This is a genomic window from Brevundimonas sp. (assembly GCF_041911375.1).
Taxonomy (GTDB): Bacteria; Pseudomonadota; Alphaproteobacteria; order Caulobacterales; family Caulobacteraceae; genus Brevundimonas.
Genome location: NZ_JAYRPA010000078.1, coordinates 1 through 17,073 on the forward strand (window position 1 = coordinate 1; position 17,073 = coordinate 17,073).

Genomic DNA, 17,073 nt, shown 5'->3' on the forward strand with positions numbered 1-17,073 from the left:
CGCCGCCGGCGCGGCGCCGGCTCGCCCTGCCGCCCCGCCCCCCGAGGACGACCGCGTCGCCCCCGCCCGGTTCGCCGGAATCCGCGTCCTGCTGGCCGAGGACAATCCCGTCGGCGCGCTGCTGGCGCGCACCCTGCTGCGCCGCGAAGGCTGCACCGTCGAAACGGCCGCCACGGGCCACGAAGCCGTCGCCGCCCTGAAGCGCGCGCGCTACGACCTGGTCTTCATGGACATGCGCATGCCCGGCATGGACGGCCCCGCCGCCGCGCGCGCCATCCGCGCCGCCGGTGATTCCACGCCGATCCTGGCCCTGACCGCCAACGCCTTCGCCGAGGACCGCCGCCTGTGCCTGGAGGCGGGCATGAACGACCACCTGGTCAAGCCGCTGGACCTCGAGTCGCTGCGCGCCGCCCTGACCCGCTGGACGAAGCGCGACAACCACGCCAAGGTCGGGTGAGTTCAGGCGTCCGCATTCCGGTCGCCGCCGGAGCGTATGATGACCGACAGCAGCCGCGCCCCCGCCGGGGAAACGCCCGCCGGACGATTCGGCGGCCTGGCCGTCTATGGCGAGCGGCGCGTGTTCATCATGCTGCTGCTGGGCTTCTCGGCCGGTCTGCCGAACCTGCTGATCTTCGACACCCTGTCGGCGTGGCTGCGCGAGAGCGGCCAGACCCTCGAAGTCATCGGCTTCTTCGCCCTGGCCACCCTCAGCTACTCGCTGAAGTTCGTCTGGGCGCCGCTGATCGACCGCACGGCCGTGCCGCTGCTGACGCCGCTGCTGGGCCACCGCCGGGCCTGGATGCTGGTGACGCAAGGCGTGATCGTCTTCGGCCTGTGGTCGATCTCCAGCCTTAATCCCTCCAACGCCCTGATCGCCATCGCCGGCTTCGCGGCCCTGGTCGGCTTCTTCGGGGCGACCCAGGACATCGTCATCGACGCCTGGCGAATCGAAGCCGCCGACGACAGCCGCCACGGCGCCATGGCCGCCGCCTATCAGATGGGCTATCGCGTCGCCATGATCGTGGCGGGCGCCGTGCCGCTGGTGCTGGCCGATCTGTACAATTGGAACCTGTCCTACGCCGTGATGGCGGCGCTGATGGGCGTCGGCGTCGCCGGGGTCCTGTTCGCGCCGCGCGAGAAGGCGCATTCGATCCGCGCCATACCGGTGGGCGACGTGCCGTCGCGCCCCGCGCTGGAGGGCCTGGAGTGGATGGCCCGCCTGCTGGTCATCGTCGCCGCCGCCATGATCATGGGCGCCGGCCTGACCGGCCAGGCCGTGACGCTGAACGCCCTGCTGGGGCTGTTCGGCCTGGGCGCGGAGGGCAAGGCGGCCGTCGCCGCCGCTTGGGACGCGCGGCCGGACGGCGTCTATCTGCAAGTGGGCGCGGTGTTCATCGGCCTGGCCGTGCTGGTGCTGGCCTGCTGGCCCCTGCCCCGGGTTAAGACGCGGCCGGGCGCCTATCTGGCGGGCTCGTTCGGCCAGCCGCTGGCGGATTTCTACAAGCGGTTCGCGGGCGTGGCGACGCTGATCCTGGCGCTGATCTGCGTCTACCGCCTGGCCGATTTCGTGCTGAACATCATGAACCCCTTCTACCTGGACCTGGGGTTCACCAAGACCGAACTGGCCGAGGTGCGGAAGGTGTTCGGCGTCATCATGACCACCCTTGGCGTCTTCATCGGCGGCTGGTCGGTGGCCAAGCTGGGCCTGATCCGAACCATGGTCATCGGCGCCTTCATGAGCCCGATCTCGAACCTGGTGTTCGCCTGGCTGGCGACGCAGGGGCCCAGCCTGCCGGCCCTCACCGTCGCGATCGGCGTCGACAACAGCGCCACCGGTTACGCGGGCACGGCCCTGATCGCCTATATGTCCAGCCTGACCTCGATCGGCTTCACCGCGACCCAGTACGCCCTGTTCAGCTCGCTGTACGCCCTGCCGGGCAAGCTGATCGCCTCTCAGTCCGGACGCATCATCGAGGCGTCGGCCCGCGCGGCGGAAGGGTCAGGTCCGTTCGCGGTCTTCAGGGGATTGTTCGCCCGCCTGCCCGAGGGGTCGCTGGCGGCGGGGGCCGCGACCAGCGGCGTCACGCCGGCCGCCCTGGGCGCGGGCTATGTCGTCTTCTTCCTGTATTCGACGGCCATCGGGGTCTTCGGCATCGTCCTGGCCTTCATCGTCGCCGCCAAGCAGACCCGTCTTCAGGCCCTGCAGACGGAGGAGGACTCCGCCGTCGCCGCCACGGAAGGCCAGCCGTCCTGACGCTCGCGCCATCGAGCAGGTCGCCGAACCACGCCCGTTCGAGACAATGTCAGGAAGGTGATCGGCCAGCCGGAGCGCCCGGCTGGCCTTCATGCTTCGGCGAGCAGCGGATCAGCGCTTGGCCTGTTCCGCGCCCTGGCTGACGGCCGCGCCGGCGGCGGAGACGTCGCGACCGATGCCCGAGATGGTGTTGCACGCCGAAACGGCCAGGGCCGCGGCGACGAAGGACAAGGTGATGATCTTACGCATGGCGGGTTCCCCGTTGTAGTGAAGCGTTGCGACGCGTGGCGTCGGCGCGCCTTGTGTCAGAATGCGCGGGGCCACGCCATCCGTGGCCCCCTCCCCGTTCCGGCTGCGCGGCCGGGGCGTCCTGACCCGGAGGGCGTGGGACCTCGCCTCCCGGCCGCTTTGGCGCTAAGGGGCGCGCCATGCCGTTCACCGCCCCTCCTTTTCAGGCGACCGTCCTGACCATGTTCCCTGAGGCCTTTCCCGGCCCGCTCGGCGTATCGCTGATCGGAACGGCCTGGCGCGAGAAGGGGCTGTGGAGCCTGGATACGGTTGACATTCGCGCCTTTTCCACAGATACGCGCGGCTTCCTGGACGACACCCCTGCGGGCGGCGGACCGGGAGCGGTGTTGAAGGCGGACGTGGTGGCCCGGGCAGTCGATAGCCTGACGGGGCCTCGGCGGCCGCTTTTGTACATGAGCGCCCGGGGCAGGCCCCTGACCCAGGCGCGCGTCAGGGACTGGGCGAAGGCCGACGGGATCGTCGTGCTGTGCGGCCGGTTCGAGGGGGTGGACCAGCGGGTGCTCGACGCGCGCGGGTTCGAGGAGGTCTCCGTCGGAGACGCGGTTCTCGCCGGGGGCGAGGCGGCGGCGATGGTGGCGATCGAGGCGTGCGTAAGACTGATCCCCGGAGTGCTCGGCGCGGCTGACAGCCTGTCGTCCGAGAGTTTCGAGGACGGGCTTCTGGAGCATCCGCAGTACACGCGACCGCGGACGTTCGAGGGGCTCGAAATTCCCGAGGTGCTGCTGTCGGGCGACCACAAGAAGGTCGACCAATGGCGCCAGGCGCAACGGGAAGCGACCACGCGGGAGCGGCGTCCGGACCTCTGGGCGGCCCATCTCGCCAACTCACAGGCAAAGGGCGAAAAGCCCGAGGAGAAATGACATGAACATCGTGCAGCAACTCGCCGCCGAAGAAAAAGCCCGCGTCCTGGGCGACCGCAAGATCCCCGAATTCCAGCCGGGCGACACCCTGCGCGTCAACGTGAAGATCAAGGAAGGCGAGCGCGAACGCGTTCAGGCCTTCGAAGGCGTCTGCATCGCCCGTGACGGCACGGGCGTGAACGAGACCTTCACCGTCCGCAAGATTTCGTTCGGCGAAGGCGTCGAGCGCAAGTTCCCCATCCTGTCGCCGAACGTCGAGTCGATCGAAGTGAAGCGCCGCGGCGTCGTGCGTCGCGCCAAGCTGTATTATCTGCGTGATCGTCGCGGCAAGTCGGCCCGTATCGCCGAGCGCCAGACGGTCCGTCCGGCCAAGGGCGCCGTGGTTCCCGAGAGCGGCTCGGCCGACAAGGGCGGCGACGAAGCCTGATTTCGGCTTCGATTCCGGAATGAAGAAGGCCCGGCGGAAACGCCGGGCCTTCTGCTTTTCTAGGTCGGATACAGCGGGTTGGAGGCGTCGCGCTGGCCCTGAAGACTGTGCTTCAGATCGTGCATCTGGTCATGGCCGGCCTTCACCGTCTCATAGTTCCGGCGGATCGTCTCCCGCGTCGTGGCGGAGATCTGGCGATCCTGCAGCGCGCGCTCGAACTTCTGGGTGATATAGCCCTCGCCGCTCTCTATGGAGCCGACGACGGAGTCGTCATTGCGCAACAGGGCGTGCTTCACATCCAGAAAGGCCCGGTGCGCCTTGGCCAGGATGGAGCCCTCGGCCTCCGGGTCGCCGCCCATGCCGCGCACGGCCGCGGACAGATCGTCGACGACCCGCCGGCGCTCGTCGCAACGGCGTTCGAACAGGGTGCGATAGTGCGGGTCCTGCGTCTCGGTCGCGGCTTCGCGATAGCCGTCCACGCTGTCCAGCGTGGTTTCTATCAGGCCGTTCAGGACCTTGATGTCGTGATCGTTGGGCGTGCTCATCTTGATCGCTCCTTTTGCGGTCAAGCCTGAAACCCCGGCGCGGCCCGCCGGTTGCGTCAAAGTTTCGTGCGCAACGACCACAACTCGGGAAAGCAACGCCGCGTCAGGGTGGACGCCAGATAGGCGACGCCTTCGGTGCCGCCGGTGCCGCGACGCCGACCGATGATGCGCTCGACCGTCACGACGTGCTTGTGCCGCCACGTCAGCAGGGCGTCGTCCAGGTCGACCAGCTTTTCCGCCAGCTGATACAGCGGCCACCAGCGTTCGGTGTCGCGATAGACCTCCAGCCAGGCCGCCTCGACGGCCTCGGAGGGTTCATAGGGCTGGGTCACGTCGCGGCTTAGCACCTCGGTCGGGACCGGAAGACCGGCGACGGCCAGCTGGGCCAGGGCGTCGTCATAGAGGCTGGGCTGGGCCAGGGCCGCCTTCAGCGCCGCGTGGGCCTCGGGCCGTTCTTCGTGGAACCTCAGGAAACTCGGATCCTTCAGGCCCAGCATGGTTTCGAAACGTCGGAACTGGTCGCTCTGGAAGCCGGACGACGAACCGAGCACGCCGCGGAACTTCAGATAGTCGGCCGGCGTCATGGTCGACAGGATGTCCCAGCTCTGGGTCATCACGGCCTGGATGCGGCTGACGCGGGCCAGGCTCTTGTAGGCGGGCACCAGGTCGCCGACGCGGATCAGGGACTGGGCCAGGGCCACCTCGTGCAGGATCTGCTTGAGCCACAGCTCCTTGGTCTGGTGGATGACGACGAACAGCATCTCGTCGTGCTGGTCCGACAGCGGATGCTGGGTCGAGAGCAGGTCGTCCAACGCCAGATAGCCGGCGTAGGTCATGTCGCTGGAACGGGTCATGGGCCGCCTATCGCCCGGTCGCCGGGCCGACGCAAGCGCGCCCCTCAGTCCAGCTCGGCCAGGAATTCGAAGATGGCGGCCTTGGCCTCGGGCTCGTCCAGCATGGGCGCGTGGCCCACGCCGGGGATTTCCGCAAAGGCCATGGCGGGGGCGGCCTTGCGCATCTTCTCGGCGATGGCGGCGCTGAGCAGGTCCGAGGTTTCGCCCCGGATCAGCAGCGTCGGGCGCTTCTTCGCCAGGCGACGGAACCATGGCCACAGGTTGGGGACCAGGGCCTTGGCCCCCGCCGCGCGGATGGGCACGGCGATGTCCGGGTCGTAGTCCAGCACGATCTCCCCGTCCGGCTGCTGGCGAAAGACGCGGCGGGCGAAGGCGTCCCAGTCGGTCCGGCCGTAATGGGGGAAGGCCACGCCGTTGGTGCGCTGGACATAGGCGGCCGCGTCGCTCCAGTCGCCGATCTCGACCGGCTGGCCCGCATAGGCGGCGATGCGAGCCAGGCCCTCGGGCGCCACCTCCGGCCCGACGTCGTTCAGGATGGCGGCGGCGATGACGCGCGGCTTGATCGCCGCCAGCGCCATGGTGATCAGCCCGCCCATGGAGGTGCCCAGGAAGACCGCCCGCTCGATCCCGGCCTGGTCCATCAGGGCCAGCACGTCCCTGGCGTAGACATCGGGCGTATAGGTCATCGGGTCCGGCGCCCGGTCCGACAGGCCCCGGCCGCGCACGTCGATGGCCAGCACGCGCCGTCCGCTCTGCGCCAGCAGGGGCGCCACGGCGCCGAAGTCGGCGCTGTTGCGGGTCAGGCCGTGGATGGCGATCACCGGCGGCTTGGCGGCTCCAGGTCCCGGCGCATAGTCGCGCGCGAACAGGCTGAGGCCGTCCGGCGAGGTCCAGCGACGTTCGGCGAAGTTCCCGGGGGCGGTCATGGCGTCATCTCCCTCGTTTTCCGCCAGCGTAATTCATCGCGGGGAGAAATGCGATGCGGCGCCGGAAAGGGGCGTCAGAGGCGCAGGCGGGCGCGCACGAAGGCGTCCAGGTCGCCGCCTTCGAACAGCAGACCCTCGACCCCCGCGCGCCGGGCCGCCTCCATGTCGCTGTCCCGGTCGCCGATCAGGAATGACCGGGCCGGATCGATGTCGTGCTCGGCCGCGGCGCGCAGGATCATGCCGGGATTGGGCTTGCGATCCGGATGGTCGGGATGGCGATAACGCTCGACCACGGCGTCGGCGTGGAAGGGACAGGCGTAGACGGCGTCGATCCGCGCCCCGTCCTGGGCCAGGCGCGCCGTCAGCAGGGCGTTGAAGGCGTGCATCCGGTCCTCGTCGAACAGACCGCGCGCGACACCGGACTGGTTGGTGACGATGACGGTGCGGTAGCCCGCCTGGTTCATGCGGCGCACGGCGGCCGCGGCGCCGGGGATCAGCTTCAGATGCGTGTCCAGGTGCGGATAGCCGCTGTCCTCGATCAGCACCCCGTCACGGTCCAGGAAGGCGCCGGGAACGCTCACGCCCCGGTCTCCAGCAGCGCCGTGAAAGCGGTCATCAGGTGATACAGGGTCGAGGCGGGCACGGTGCGGTCCACCGGCCGCCCCTCGGCGTCATAACTGTCGATCCACAGGCCCGGCGTCTCCGTCGCCAGATGGGTGTCGAAGAGGCGACCGGTCAGATCGGCCGCCGCATCCCGGTCGAACAGCAGGGCGGTGCGCAAGCCCTCGGTCTGGGCCCACAGGCGTCGGCCGGCGTCGACGGGGCGACCGTCCGCATCCATCTCGCGGATCAGGAAGCCGCCGCTACGGCCCTGGTCCCAGGCGCGGCGGTGCAGGCCGGGCGCGGCTTCGGCCGTGTCCAGCCCCAGGCGCTCGGCCTGGGTCAGCAGCCAGGCCCATTCCTCCATATGGCCGGGTTCGACGATGTGGCCGGTCTCGGGGTCCAGGGCCCAGGCCGCGGTGAAGAACTCGTGGATGGCGCCGTCCACCTGGAAATGGGCGCGGCTGAGGCGCAGGCTCTCGCGCGCTGCGGCTTCGAACGCCGGATCGGGGGCCGTCGCCTGCCAGGCCAGCATGGCCTCCAGAAGATGCATGTGCGGGTTCTGGCGGCGCGGCAGGCGGGCGGGCAGCGCCTCCTGCCAGCCGCCGTGAGGCGCGGCCATCCGCGCGTCGATCGCCGCCAGGGTCTGCAGCGCCAGCGGCAGGGCGCCGGCGTCGCCCAGCACCCGATGCGCCGCCGCCAGGGCGAACAGGACGAAGGCCATGTCGTAGAGGTCGGGGGCCGGATCCACCACGGCGCCCGCGTCGTCCGCAGCCGAGATCCACAGGCCGTCGTCGCGGCGGCAGGTCGCGATCAGCGCCTCCAGCCCGGCGCGCGCGACCGTCCGTCCGTCCTCGAAGCCCAGCGCCGTCGCCTCGCAGAAGACATAGACCTGGCGCGCCTGCACCCGCGTGCGGCGCTTCACGCCCCGGACCGGTCGGCCGTCGAAATCCAGCCGCTCCCAGAAGCGGCCCCGGTCGTCGACGCCCTGCGCCGCCCACAGCGGCAGGGCCTGGTCGAACAGCCAGTCGGCGACGCGCGTCCGGGTGGGGGCGAGATCGGTCATCACCGACCGATTAGGCGGTCCGGCGGCGCCCGCCAAGAGCCGGCTTCCTCAACGCTCTCGTTGCAAAGGGCAACGCGAAGTGACGCCCGATCGTTTGGTCCCTCAGCGCGGGTTTGCTAGGGACGACCATCCTTGCGGCCCCGATGCGCGCGCCGCCGCCCCGACTCTGCGTGGAGAGCGACCCCATGATCCCCTTCATTGACCTTCAGGCCCAGCGCCTTCGCCTCGCCGGCAAGATCGAGGCCGCCGTCCAGGAGGCCGTCGTCGGCGGCGCCTGGGTCATGGGCCCGCAGGTCCGCCAGTTCGAGACCGACCTGGCCGCCTTCGGCCAGGCCAAGCACGCCCTGGGCTGCGCCAACGGCACCGACGCCCTGGCCCTGCCGCTGATGGCCTGGGGGATCGGGCGCGGCGACGCGGTCTTCGTCCCCAGCTTCACCTTCGCCGCCACCGCCGAGGTCGTGCCCTGGTTCGACGCCGAACCGGTCTTCGTCGATGTGGACGAGAACACCTACAACATGGACCCGGCCGCGCTGGAGCGGGCCATCGCGGGGATCAAGGCCGAGGGCCGCCTGACGCCGCGCGTGGTCATCGCCGTGGACCTGTTCGGCCAGCCGGCCGACTATCCGGCGATCAAGGCCATCTGCGACAAACATGGCCTCAAGCTGATCTCGGATTCGGCGCAAGGCTTCGGCTGCACCATCGGCGGCGAGCATCCGCTGAAATGGGCCGACATCACCACCACCAGCTTCTTCCCGGCCAAGCCGCTGGGCTGCTACGGCGACGGCGGGGCGGTGCTGACCAATGACGACGAGCTGGCGCAGCTGATCGATTCCGTGCGCGTGCACGGCAAGGCCGTGGCGGTGGATCTGAAGGACCGCACCTTCGACCACGATCCCAAATATCTGAACATGCGCATCGGCCTGAACAGCCGCCTGGACACCATCCAGGCCGCCGTCCTGATCGAGAAGCTGAAGGTCTTCAGCCAGGAGATCGAATGGCGCAACGCCGCCGCCGCCCGCTACAACGAAGGCCTGCGGCCCCACGTCGCCAAGGTTCCGGACGTGCCGCCGGGAAACATCTCCAACTGGGCGCAGTACACGATCGAGCATCCGGACCGCGACGGCCTGGCCGCGCACCTGAAAGAGCAAGGCGTGCCGACCGCCGTCTACTATCCGATCCCGCTGCACCTGCAGCCGGCCTATGAACACTTCCCCCGCGGCGAAGGCGGCCTGCCGGTGACCGAGCGGCTGAAGGACGTGGTCATCAGCCTGCCCATGCACGCCGACCTGGACGCCGCGACGCAAGCCAAGGTCATCGACGCCGTCGCCAGCTACAAGGCCTGACCATGCCGAACACCGCCCCCCTCAAGATCGGCGTCGCCGGCGTCGGCGTCATGGGCCGCAACCACGCGCGGGTCGCCGCCGACATGCGCGAGTTCGACCTGACGACCATCTTCGATCCCGACGCCGTGACCGCCGAGGGCGTGGCCGCCGCCTATGGCGCATCGCCGGTGACGACGGCCGAGGCCTTCGTCGCCGCCGGGCTGGACGCCGCCGTCGTCGCCACGCCGAACCGCTTCCACGCCGAGGTCGGCGTGGCCCTGCTGGAGAAGGGCGTCCACGTCCTGGTGGAAAAGCCGATCGCCGCCACCATCGACGACGCCCAGCGGATGATCGACGCGGCCAGGGCCAATGACCGCGTGCTGATGGTCGGCCAGGTCGAGCGCTTCAATCCGGCGGTCGACACCGTCAAACGCGCCATCCAGGACGACGAGATCATCTCCATCCAGATCACCCGCGTCGGTCCCTTCCCGCCGCGCATGGGCGAGGTCGGCGTCGTGATCGACCTGGCGGTGCACGACATCGACATCATCCGTCACCTGACGGATTCCGAGATCGTCGAGGTCCAGCCGCAGCTGGCCCGCACCCGCGCCGAGCGCGAGGACACGGCCCTGCTGCAGTTCCGGCTCGACAACGGCGTGATCGCCCACATCACCACCAACTGGGTCACCCCCTACAAGACCCGCACGCTTCAGGTGGCGACCAAGTCCAAGTTCGTCGTCGCCGATCTGATCACCCGCCAGGTCACCGAATATTTCGGCCAGCAGCCCGACGGCTCCTATTCCACCCGGATGCTGAACAGCTGGCCGGCCGAACCGCTGAGGAAGGAGCTGGAGACCTTCGCCCGCGCCATCAACACCGGCGAGACCCCCGCGGTCACCGGCGAGGACGGCCTGCGGAACCTGGAGGTCGCCCTGCGCTGCCTGGGCGAGGCCTGACCGCCGCGATCCTGACGTAAAGCTTGGGGAAGACAGACGACATGCGCGCCAGCACCACTCTGATGTCCGCCCTGGTTCTCGCTTCGGCGGCCGCGCCCGCCCATGCGGACACGCGCTTTCTGGCCTATGACGCCGCCGACCGGATCACCCAGGCGATGACGCGCGGGCTGACCCTGGAGGTCGAGCGCGGCCTGTTCGGGGCCCTGCGGCTGAACGGCCTGTATTCGACGACCAGCCGGGGTTCGGCCAGGCTGGAGCGCGGCGGCCCCGACGGGGTGCGGCGCGCCCTGGAGCCGGGCGCGTCCGAGAGCGACGTCTATGCGATCTCTCAAGAGGGCGACGGTCGCGGCCTGTCGCGCGCCCTGTGCCCCGGCGCCGAGTCGGCCTGGCTGGTCGCGGGTCGGGTGCGGGCGGCGCGGCCCCTGACCCTGCACGCCGTGGGCCGCTGGGCCGACGGGACGTTCCGTCCGTGCGTGACGCTGAGCTACACCTGGCGCGGCGAATGGGCGACCGCGCCCACGGCCGGGCCGTCGGGAGAATAGACGGAGTCGCGCCCGCCCCCTGGGCTGGGCTAGACTGGCGAACGTGAGCACGGCCGCCCTTCATCACCGCAACGCGCGCCCCGGTCCCGGCGCCCTGGCGCTGCTCGGCCTGTTCGCCCTGCTGTTCGCCGGACTGGGCGCGATGGTGGTCGAGCCGGCGCTGCATGGCGCGCTGTCCCTGGGGACGTCCGCCCCGGCAAGGGTGAAGCCTTCGACCGCGCCCATCGCGCCCCCGCCGCCCAACGACATCATCCTGGATGGCGACTACGCCGCCGCCGACGGCGCCGGGCTGCGAGCGGACGGGGCGACCCTGGCGTTCGGGCGGGCCGCTCTGGTCACCGCGCCGCATCGGCTGGTGATCGCCGCCGACCTGGCGGCGCAGGGCGTGTCCTATGCGACCGCGCTGAACGTGCCGGCCAATGTCCAGATCGAGGTTCGGCGCGTCGAGTCCGGCGGCGCGCCCTTGTGCGCCGGCGGCGACACGGGCTGGCTGGCGATGGCGGTGCGGACGGACGGCGTGACCCTGCTGCCCCTGCGCGCGGGCGATCCCCCGGGCGCCGCGCTGTCGCCCACGGCGCTCTGTCCGGTCCGGACGCTGGAGCGCCGCTGAATGCGGGCGGGGCTGATGGTCGCCGCCCTGGCCGGGGCGGTCGCCGCCCTGCTGACATGGCAGACGCCGGGGGGCGCCGACGTGACGTCGCCGCGCGCCGACGCGGTCACGGTTCACCTGCTCGACAACGGCTTCCACACCGACCTGGCCCTGCCGCGCGGCGCGCTGGAGGCGAGGGGCGGACCGCTGGCGGAGGCCGTGCGGACGCTGGGGCCCGGCGAATGGGTGCTGATCGGCTGGGGCGACGCGAGATTCTATGTCGACCGCAGCCCCATCTCGGATCGGCTCGCCGACGGCGCAAGGGCCTTCTTCCGGCCAGGCAACCGGTCCGTGGTGATGCTGGATCCGCAGGCCGGCGACCCGCGCGACCGGTTCGGCGAAGACGGTCGCGCGGCCCTGTCGGTCGCGCCCGCCGCCTTCGACCGCATGGCCGGCCGGATCGAGGCGTCGCTGGACCTGTCGTCCGGGGCGCCGCGGCTGGCCGTGGCCCGCCCTGGCGACGACGCGCGCTTCTTCGCCAGCCGCGAGACCTTCTCCATCGTCCACCTGTGCAACCACTGGACCGCATCGGTCCTGGCGGCGGGCGGCGTGTCCGTCCGACCCGTCCGTGCGATCCTGTCGAGCGAGGTGCTGCGCGCCGTTCGCGCCGCCGCGCTGGACAGTCAGCCCCCGCAGGACTAGACCGCGCCCCTTTCGCTTTTCCGGCCGGGTCCGAGCCCCGGCGAGCGACGCAGAGGAGTGAGGCCGATGGCCCGCAAGCAGCATACCCGCAACTCGTCCGGCCCGGCCGGCCCCAGCCAGCGCCAGTTGCGAGCCGGCGAACTGATCCGCCACGCCCTGGTCGACATCCTGCGCGAGGAGGACATCCACGACGAGGCGCTGGCCGGCGTTTCCGTCACGGTGACCGAGGTGCGCCTGTCGCCGGACCTGAGACACGCCACCTGTTTCGTGGAGCCCCTGGGCGCCGGCGTCGAGGCGGCGCCGACCACCGGCCACGAGAGCGAGATCATCAAGGCGCTGAACGCCCACGCCAAATTCCTGCGCGGCCGGCTGGGCCCCAAGCTGGACATGAAGTTCACGCCAGACCTGAAGTTCCGCCACGACGAGAGCTTCGACGCGGCCAGCCACATGGACCGTCTGTTCAACGACCCCCGCGTGCGCGCCGACCTGGAGCGTCGCGACGAGGAAGGCGAGGACCTCTGATGACGCGGTCTCAAGCAGCGCAAAGCGCGATTGGCCAAGCCTGATGGCCCGCAAGAAGAAGGGCGACGTCGTCGACGGCTGGGTCTGCCTGGACAAGCCGTTCGAGATGGGATCGACCGAGGCGGTTAGCCGCATCCGCCGCCTGTTCAACGCCCAGAAGGCCGGTCACGCGGGCACCCTGGACCCGCTGGCCAGCGGCATCCTGCCCATCGCGCTGGGCGAGGCCACCAAGACCGTGCCGATGATGATGGAGGCGCAGAAGGTCTATCGCTTCACCGTCAACTGGGGCGTCTCGACCGACAGCGTGGATCGCGAGGGCGAGATCATCGGCCGTTCCGACGTGCGGCCCTCGGTCGAACAGGTGAAGGCGGCCCTGCCGGCCTTCGTCGGCGAGATCGACCAGATCCCGCCGCGCTTCTCCGCGATCAAGGTGGACGGCGCCCGCGCCTATGACCTGGCCCGCGACGGCGCCGAGTTCGAGCTTCAGGCCCGCCGCGTGACGATCCATTCGGCCGAGGTGACCGACGCGCCGGACGCCGATCATGTCGAACTGACCATCCGCACCGGCAAGGGCGTCTATGTCCGCTCGCTGGCCCGCGACCTGGCGAGCCTGCTCGGCGCCGAAGGCCACGTCAGCGCGCTGCGTCGCGAGCGGGTCGGTCCGTTCAGCACCGAAAACGCCGTCACTCTGGATTTTCTGGAGGAAATGGTGCATACGGGCGCCGCCTCGGAAGGCTTGCTTCCCGTCGCGACCGCCCTGGACGACATCCCGGAGCTGGCCGTGACGCCAGAAGACGCCTTCTCGCTTCGGCAGGGACGCCCGATCGTTCTGCTCCCCCGTCAGGTGGAAACCCTCAAGGATCGCCTCTCCGGCGGTTCGCGCACGGTTTCAGCCTTCCAGGGCCAGACCCTCGTGGCGCTGTGTCAGTTGCGGGCCGGCCGGTTAGAACCCGACCGCGTTTTCAACCTCCAAGGTTCGTAAGAACCGGGGACCAAGCGGCCCTCAAGCAGCGCGAAGCGCGATAAGGGCCACGAAAGGACTCTACGATGTCGATCACTGCTGAACGCAAGCAGGAACTCATCGCCGACAACGCCCGCGGTGCGGGCGACACCGGCTCGGCCGAGGTTCAGGTCGCGATCCTGTCGGAACGCATCGCCAACCTCACCGAACACTTCAAGACCCACAAGAAGGACAACCACTCGCGCCGCGGCCTGCTCAAGATGGTCTCGCAGCGTCGTCGCCTTCTAGATCACCTGAACAAGGTCGACAGCGACCGCTATCAGGCGATCATCGCCAAGCTGGGCCTGCGCCGCTAAGGGCGCCGGACGAGCTGAAAGAACGCTTTCGAGGCGCGGGCGGTCACGCCCGCGCCTCGTTCCGTAACTAAAGCCTGCCCGCGCGCCGCGGGACTGACACGGCGCAGACGCGAGGGCCATGCCGGTCCTCATCGGGTCTTCCGCGATGGCGCGGGGACCCTGGATCGAAGGACTGAACGCCCGACGCATCCGCCCCAATGATGGGACCCCGCGCGGAATACGCCGCCCGGGAGACGAAAGACGAAACATGTTCGATATCAAACGCAAGACGATCGAGTGGGCCGGCCGCCCGCTGACCCTGGAAACGGGCCGCATCGCCCGCCAGGCCGACGGCGCCGTGCTGGCGACCTACGGCGAGACCGTGGTTCTGGCCACCGTCGTCTATGGCCGCGCGCCCAAGCCGGGCCTGGATTTCTTCCCCCTGACGGTCAACTACCAGGAAAAGACCTTCGCCGCCGGCAAGATTCCGGGCGGCTACTTCAAGCGTGAAGGCCGTCCGACCGAGAAGGAGACCCTGGTCTCCCGCCTGATCGACCGTCCGATCCGCCCGCTGTTCGTCAAGGGCTTCAAGAACGAGACCCAGGTCGTCGTCACCGTGCTGCAGCACGACATGGAGAACGACCCGGACATCGTCGGCATGGTCGCCGCCTCGGCCGCCCTGACCATCTCGGGCGTGCCGTTCATGGGCCCGATCGGCGCCGCGCGCGTGGGCATGATCGACGGCGAGCTGGTGCTGAACCCGGCCATCGACCAGATCCCGACCTCGGACCTGGACCTGGTGGTCGCCGGCACCCAGGACGCCCTGATGATGGTCGAATCCGAAGCCAAGGAGCTGTCGGAAGAAACCATGCTGAAGGCGCTGATGTTCGCCCACGCCGGCATGCAGCCGGTGATCGACGCGATCATCGACCTGGCCGAACACGCCGCCAAGGAGCCGTTCGACTTCCAGGCCGAGGATCACTCCGACGTGGTCGCTTCGATCAAGTCGCTGGTCGGCGAGGACATCAAGACCGCCTACACCCACCCGGGCAAGTACGACCGTCGCTCGGGCGTCGATGCGGCCAAGAAGACCGCCGCCGCCGCCCTGGTGAAGACCGACGAGAACCCCGACGGCGTCGACGCCTCCAAGTTCTCGGCCGCCTTCAAGGAATGCGAAGCCGAAGTCCTGCGTCGCGACATCATCGAGAACGCCCACCGCGTCGACGGCCGCGCCCTGGACAAGGTCCGCGCCATCGTCTCGGAAGTCGGCGTCCTGCCGCGCACCCACGGTTCGGCCCTGTTCACGCGTGGTGAAACCCAGGCCCTGGTCGTCGCCACCCTGGGCACCGGCGAGGACGAGCAGTACATCGACAGCCTGCAGGGCACCTACAAGGAAAGCTTCCTGCTGCACTACAACTTCCCCCCCTATTCGGTGGGTGAAGCCGGCCGCATGGGTTCGCCCGGCCGTCGCGAGATCGGCCACGGCAAGCTGGCCTGGCGCGCGATCCGTCCGATGCTGCCGTCGAAGGAAGACTTCCCCTACACCATCCGCCTGGTCTCCGAGATCACCGAGTCGAACGGCTCGTCCTCGATGGCCACGGTCTGCGGTTCGTCGCTGGCCCTGATGGACGCCGGCGTGCCGCTGGTCCGTCCGGTGTCGGGCATCGCCATGGGCCTGATCCTGGAGCCGTCGGGCGAGTTCGCCATCCTGTCGGACATCCTGGGTGACGAAGACCACCTGGGCGACATGGACTTCAAGGTCGCCGGCACCTCGGAAGGCATCACCTCGCTGCAGATGGACATCAAGGTCCCCGGCATCACCGAGGAGATCATGAAGCAGGCCCTGACCCAGGCCTCGGCCGGTCGCCTGCACATCCTGGACGAGATGTCCAAGGCCATGGACGCGCCGCGCGCCGAACTGGGCGAGCACGCGCCCAAGATCGAGACCATCAAGATCGCGGTCGACAAGATCCGCGAAGTGATCGGCTCGGGCGGCAAGGTCATCCGCGAGATCGTCGAGAAGACCGGCGCCAAGATCGACATCGGCGACGACGGCACCATCAAGGTCGCCGCCAACGACCAGGAGAAGATCGACGCCGCCAAGGCCTGGATCCAGTCCATCGCCTCGGAGCCGGAAGTCGGAACCATCTACTCCGGCAAGGTCGTCAAGGTCGTCGACTTCGGCGCCTTCGTGAACTTCTTCGGCGCCAAGGACGGCCTGGTCCACGTGTCCCAGATCGCTCTGGAACGCGTCGCCAACCCGGCCGACGTCCTGTCGGAAGGCCAGGAAGTGAAGGTCAAGTTCCTGGGCTTCGACGATCGCGGCAAGACCAAGCTGTCGATGAAGGTCGTCGATCAGGAAACCGGCGAGGACCTGACCGACAAGATCAACGCCGAGCGCGCCGAGCGCGGCGAAGCCCCGCTGTCGGAAGACACCGGCGGCCGGCCGAAGCGCGAAGGCGGCGGTGATCGGGGCGGCGACCGCGGCCGTCGTCGTCGCGACTGATCCGTCTTCGTGATCGAACGGAAGGGGCCCCGGCGACGCCGGGGCCCTTTTTCGTTGTCCGGGCCTTCGAAATCCGGCGCTTGCGCCTGACGATCAGTCCGCGTCCTCGATGGCGTGGATGTCGTCGTCGGACAGGCCGAAGTGGTGGCCGATCTCGTGGATCAGGACGTGGGCGATGATCTCGGCCAGGCCGACGTCGCCGCGCTCGCACCACTCGTCCAGGATGGGGCGGCGATACAGGAAGACGCGCGAGGGTTCGGCGGCGGGTCCCAGACTGTCGCGCCGGCCGATGTCCACCCCGTGGTACAGGCCGGTCAGCTCGAACGGATCCTCGATCTCCAGCTCGGCCAGGGTCTCCTCGTCGGCGAAGTCGTCGATGCGGAACACCACCTCGCCGGCGGCCTGGCGGAAGGCGTCCGGCAGCGCGTCGAAAGCCGCGCGCGCCAGGCGGGCGAAGTCGTCCAGGGACGGCGCGATCTGGTCCCCCCAGTCGCTGGTCCGGCCGTTCGTCGTCGGATCGTTCATGGGGCTGAACTAGCAGCCGGCGAGGCCCGCGCCACCCGGCAAAACGCCGCTGCGCCCTTCGGTCGCCCGGACGGCGCCGCTTTTGGCCGGCTTGAGGTATGGTGAACGCGCGAATCGGGGCGAACCCCGTCCCGGAAGGTGACCGAAGGACCATGGCCGAGGCCGACATCGCCTATGCCGCCACAGCGGGCGCCGCGGGCCTCGCCCTTGCGGTCAGCGCCTGGGCGTGGCGGCTGCGCACCCGGCTGGACGCCCGCGCGCGTCAGGCCGAG

Annotated in this window: 20 protein-coding genes; 13 read left to right on the forward strand and 7 right to left on the reverse strand. The window is 69.7% G+C overall.

The genetic code is table 11. The features are described 5' to 3' along the window. Both ACE3PU_RS13315 and ACE3PU_RS13320 read left to right on the forward strand, forming a co-directional pair. Positions 1 to 457: response regulator (locus ACE3PU_RS13315; RefSeq protein ID WP_374390570.1), on the forward strand; the 457-nt coding region annotated here is incomplete at its 5' end. A 39-nt stretch (positions 458 to 496) separates the two neighbouring features. Beyond that, positions 497 to 2,254, forward strand: coding sequence for an MFS transporter (locus tag ACE3PU_RS13320; protein ID WP_374390572.1), 1,758 nt, complete (start codon positions 497 to 499; stop codon positions 2,252 to 2,254). A 111-nt stretch (positions 2,255 to 2,365) separates the two neighbouring features. On the opposite strand, the gene ACE3PU_RS13325 is transcribed toward ACE3PU_RS13320, so the two are convergent. After that, positions 2,366 to 2,503: an entericidin A/B family lipoprotein gene (locus ACE3PU_RS13325; protein WP_374390574.1), complete on the reverse strand. Its 138-nt coding sequence runs from the start codon at positions 2,501 to 2,503 to the stop codon at positions 2,366 to 2,368. Between the two features lie 179 nt (positions 2,504 to 2,682). Here ACE3PU_RS13325 and trmD point away from each other — a divergent pair, with 179 nt between their 5' ends. Together trmD and rplS are read left to right on the forward strand one after the other, a co-directional pair. Continuing rightward, positions 2,683 to 3,423 (forward strand): tRNA (guanosine(37)-N1)-methyltransferase TrmD, encoded by a 741-nt coding sequence (trmD, locus tag ACE3PU_RS13330; protein WP_374390576.1) that lies wholly within the window; start codon positions 2,683 to 2,685, stop codon positions 3,421 to 3,423. A 1-nt stretch (position 3,424) separates the two neighbouring features. Next, entirely contained in the window at positions 3,425 to 3,850 is a 426-nt protein-coding gene (rplS, locus tag ACE3PU_RS13335) for a 50S ribosomal protein L19 (RefSeq protein ID WP_374390578.1), read from the forward strand. 59 nt (positions 3,851 to 3,909) lie between these two features. Here rplS and ACE3PU_RS13340 read toward each other — a convergent pair whose 3' ends face one another. The 5 genes from ACE3PU_RS13340 to ACE3PU_RS13360 all read right to left on the reverse strand — a co-directional run bounded on the left by ACE3PU_RS13340 (position 3,910) and on the right by ACE3PU_RS13360 (position 7,841). Next, entirely contained in the window at positions 3,910 to 4,395 is a 486-nt protein-coding gene (locus tag ACE3PU_RS13340; RefSeq protein WP_374390580.1) for a PA2169 family four-helix-bundle protein, read from the reverse strand. A 56-nt stretch (positions 4,396 to 4,451) separates the two neighbouring features. After that, positions 4,452 to 5,249, reverse strand: coding sequence for a tryptophan 2,3-dioxygenase (locus ACE3PU_RS13345; RefSeq protein ID WP_374390582.1), 798 nt, complete (start codon positions 5,247 to 5,249; stop codon positions 4,452 to 4,454). Positions 5,250 to 5,293: 44 nt separating this feature from the next. Further along, positions 5,294 to 6,175: an alpha/beta fold hydrolase gene (locus tag ACE3PU_RS13350; protein WP_374390584.1), complete on the reverse strand. Its 882-nt coding sequence runs from the start codon at positions 6,173 to 6,175 to the stop codon at positions 5,294 to 5,296. Positions 6,176 to 6,249: 74 nt separating this feature from the next. Beyond that, entirely contained in the window at positions 6,250 to 6,756 is a 507-nt protein-coding gene (locus ACE3PU_RS13355) for a D-glycero-alpha-D-manno-heptose-1,7-bisphosphate 7-phosphatase (protein ID WP_374390586.1), read from the reverse strand. Continuing rightward, the gene (locus ACE3PU_RS13360; RefSeq protein WP_374390588.1) at positions 6,753 to 7,841 is read right to left on the reverse strand and encodes an AGE family epimerase/isomerase; all 1,089 of its coding nucleotides are present in this window, start codon (positions 7,839 to 7,841) and stop codon (positions 6,753 to 6,755) included. Before ACE3PU_RS13360 ends, ACE3PU_RS13355 begins: the two co-directional genes overlap by 4 nt. 185 nt (positions 7,842 to 8,026) lie before the next feature. Between ACE3PU_RS13360 and ACE3PU_RS13365 the strand changes: the two genes are divergently transcribed. The 9 genes from ACE3PU_RS13365 (at position 8,027) to pnp (ending at position 16,276) form a co-directional block, all read left to right on the forward strand. Next, the gene (locus ACE3PU_RS13365; RefSeq protein WP_374390590.1) at positions 8,027 to 9,184 is read left to right on the forward strand and encodes a DegT/DnrJ/EryC1/StrS family aminotransferase; all 1,158 of its coding nucleotides are present in this window, start codon (positions 8,027 to 8,029) and stop codon (positions 9,182 to 9,184) included. Between the two features lie 2 nt (positions 9,185 to 9,186). Next, positions 9,187 to 10,119, forward strand: a complete 933-nt coding sequence (locus ACE3PU_RS13370) for a Gfo/Idh/MocA family protein (RefSeq protein ID WP_374390592.1) — start codon at positions 9,187 to 9,189, stop codon at positions 10,117 to 10,119. Between the two features lie 41 nt (positions 10,120 to 10,160). Then, a complete protein-coding gene (locus ACE3PU_RS13375) occupies positions 10,161 to 10,661 on the forward strand; it encodes a hypothetical protein (protein WP_374390594.1) in 501 nt (166 codons plus the stop codon). A gap of 43 nt (positions 10,662 to 10,704) precedes the next feature. Then, a complete protein-coding gene (locus ACE3PU_RS13380; protein WP_374390596.1) occupies positions 10,705 to 11,271 on the forward strand; it encodes a hypothetical protein in 567 nt (188 codons plus the stop codon). After that, positions 11,272 to 11,952 (forward strand): DUF2459 domain-containing protein, encoded by a 681-nt coding sequence (locus ACE3PU_RS13385; RefSeq protein ID WP_374390597.1) that lies wholly within the window; start codon positions 11,272 to 11,274, stop codon positions 11,950 to 11,952. Between the two features lie 66 nt (positions 11,953 to 12,018). Next, complete coding sequence (gene rbfA / locus ACE3PU_RS13390) at positions 12,019 to 12,474, forward strand: 30S ribosome-binding factor RbfA (RefSeq protein ID WP_374390599.1); 456 nt, start codon at positions 12,019 to 12,021, stop codon at positions 12,472 to 12,474. Positions 12,475 to 12,517: 43 nt separating this feature from the next. Next, positions 12,518 to 13,456 (forward strand): tRNA pseudouridine(55) synthase TruB, encoded by a 939-nt coding sequence (gene truB, locus ACE3PU_RS13395; RefSeq protein ID WP_374390601.1) that lies wholly within the window; start codon positions 12,518 to 12,520, stop codon positions 13,454 to 13,456. 65 nt (positions 13,457 to 13,521) lie between these two features. Then, positions 13,522 to 13,791 (forward strand): 30S ribosomal protein S15, encoded by a 270-nt coding sequence (rpsO, locus tag ACE3PU_RS13400; protein ID WP_374390603.1) that lies wholly within the window; start codon positions 13,522 to 13,524, stop codon positions 13,789 to 13,791. A gap of 247 nt (positions 13,792 to 14,038) precedes the next feature. Next, positions 14,039 to 16,276, forward strand: coding sequence for a polyribonucleotide nucleotidyltransferase (pnp, locus tag ACE3PU_RS13405; protein WP_374390605.1), 2,238 nt, complete (start codon positions 14,039 to 14,041; stop codon positions 16,274 to 16,276). Positions 16,277 to 16,369: 93 nt separating this feature from the next. Here pnp and ACE3PU_RS13410 read toward each other — a convergent pair whose 3' ends face one another. Then, positions 16,370 to 16,801 carry a metallopeptidase family protein gene (locus ACE3PU_RS13410; protein WP_374390606.1) on the reverse strand — a complete coding sequence of 144 codons (432 nt, stop codon included), beginning with the start codon at positions 16,799 to 16,801 and terminating at the stop codon, positions 16,370 to 16,372. Positions 16,802 to 17,073: the final 272 nt, after the last annotated feature.

Bases quoted from the DNA above. Each gene is read 5' to 3' on its own strand.
- ACE3PU_RS13385 (WP_374390597.1), top strand. From the start codon at position 11,272: ATGCGGGCGGGGCTGATGGTCGCCGCCCTGGCCGGGGCGGTCGCCGCC.
- ACE3PU_RS13410 (WP_374390606.1), bottom strand. From the start codon at position 16,801: ATGAACGATCCGACGACGAACGGCCGGACCAGCGACTGGGGGGACCAG.
- ACE3PU_RS13375 (WP_374390594.1), top strand. From the start codon at position 10,161: ATGCGCGCCAGCACCACTCTGATGTCCGCCCTGGTTCTCGCTTCGGCG.
- rpsO (WP_374390603.1), top strand. From the start codon at position 13,522: ATGTCGATCACTGCTGAACGCAAGCAGGAACTCATCGCCGACAACGCC.
- pnp (WP_374390605.1), top strand. From the start codon at position 14,039: ATGTTCGATATCAAACGCAAGACGATCGAGTGGGCCGGCCGCCCGCTG.
- rbfA (WP_374390599.1), top strand. From the start codon at position 12,019: ATGGCCCGCAAGCAGCATACCCGCAACTCGTCCGGCCCGGCCGGCCCC.
- ACE3PU_RS13360 (WP_374390588.1), bottom strand. From the start codon at position 7,841: ATGACCGATCTCGCCCCCACCCGGACGCGCGTCGCCGACTGGCTGTTC.
- ACE3PU_RS13365 (WP_374390590.1), top strand. From the start codon at position 8,027: ATGATCCCCTTCATTGACCTTCAGGCCCAGCGCCTTCGCCTCGCCGGC.
- ACE3PU_RS13320 (WP_374390572.1), top strand. From the start codon at position 497: ATGACCGACAGCAGCCGCGCCCCCGCCGGGGAAACGCCCGCCGGACGA.
- ACE3PU_RS13325 (WP_374390574.1), bottom strand. From the start codon at position 2,503: ATGCGTAAGATCATCACCTTGTCCTTCGTCGCCGCGGCCCTGGCCGTT.
- trmD (WP_374390576.1), top strand. From the start codon at position 2,683: ATGCCGTTCACCGCCCCTCCTTTTCAGGCGACCGTCCTGACCATGTTC.
- rplS (WP_374390578.1), top strand. From the start codon at position 3,425: ATGAACATCGTGCAGCAACTCGCCGCCGAAGAAAAAGCCCGCGTCCTG.
- ACE3PU_RS13370 (WP_374390592.1), top strand. From the start codon at position 9,187: ATGCCGAACACCGCCCCCCTCAAGATCGGCGTCGCCGGCGTCGGCGTC.
- ACE3PU_RS13340 (WP_374390580.1), bottom strand. From the start codon at position 4,395: ATGAGCACGCCCAACGATCACGACATCAAGGTCCTGAACGGCCTGATA.
- ACE3PU_RS13350 (WP_374390584.1), bottom strand. From the start codon at position 6,175: ATGACCGCCCCCGGGAACTTCGCCGAACGTCGCTGGACCTCGCCGGAC.
- truB (WP_374390601.1), top strand. From the start codon at position 12,518: ATGGCCCGCAAGAAGAAGGGCGACGTCGTCGACGGCTGGGTCTGCCTG.
- ACE3PU_RS13345 (WP_374390582.1), bottom strand. From the start codon at position 5,249: ATGACCCGTTCCAGCGACATGACCTACGCCGGCTATCTGGCGTTGGAC.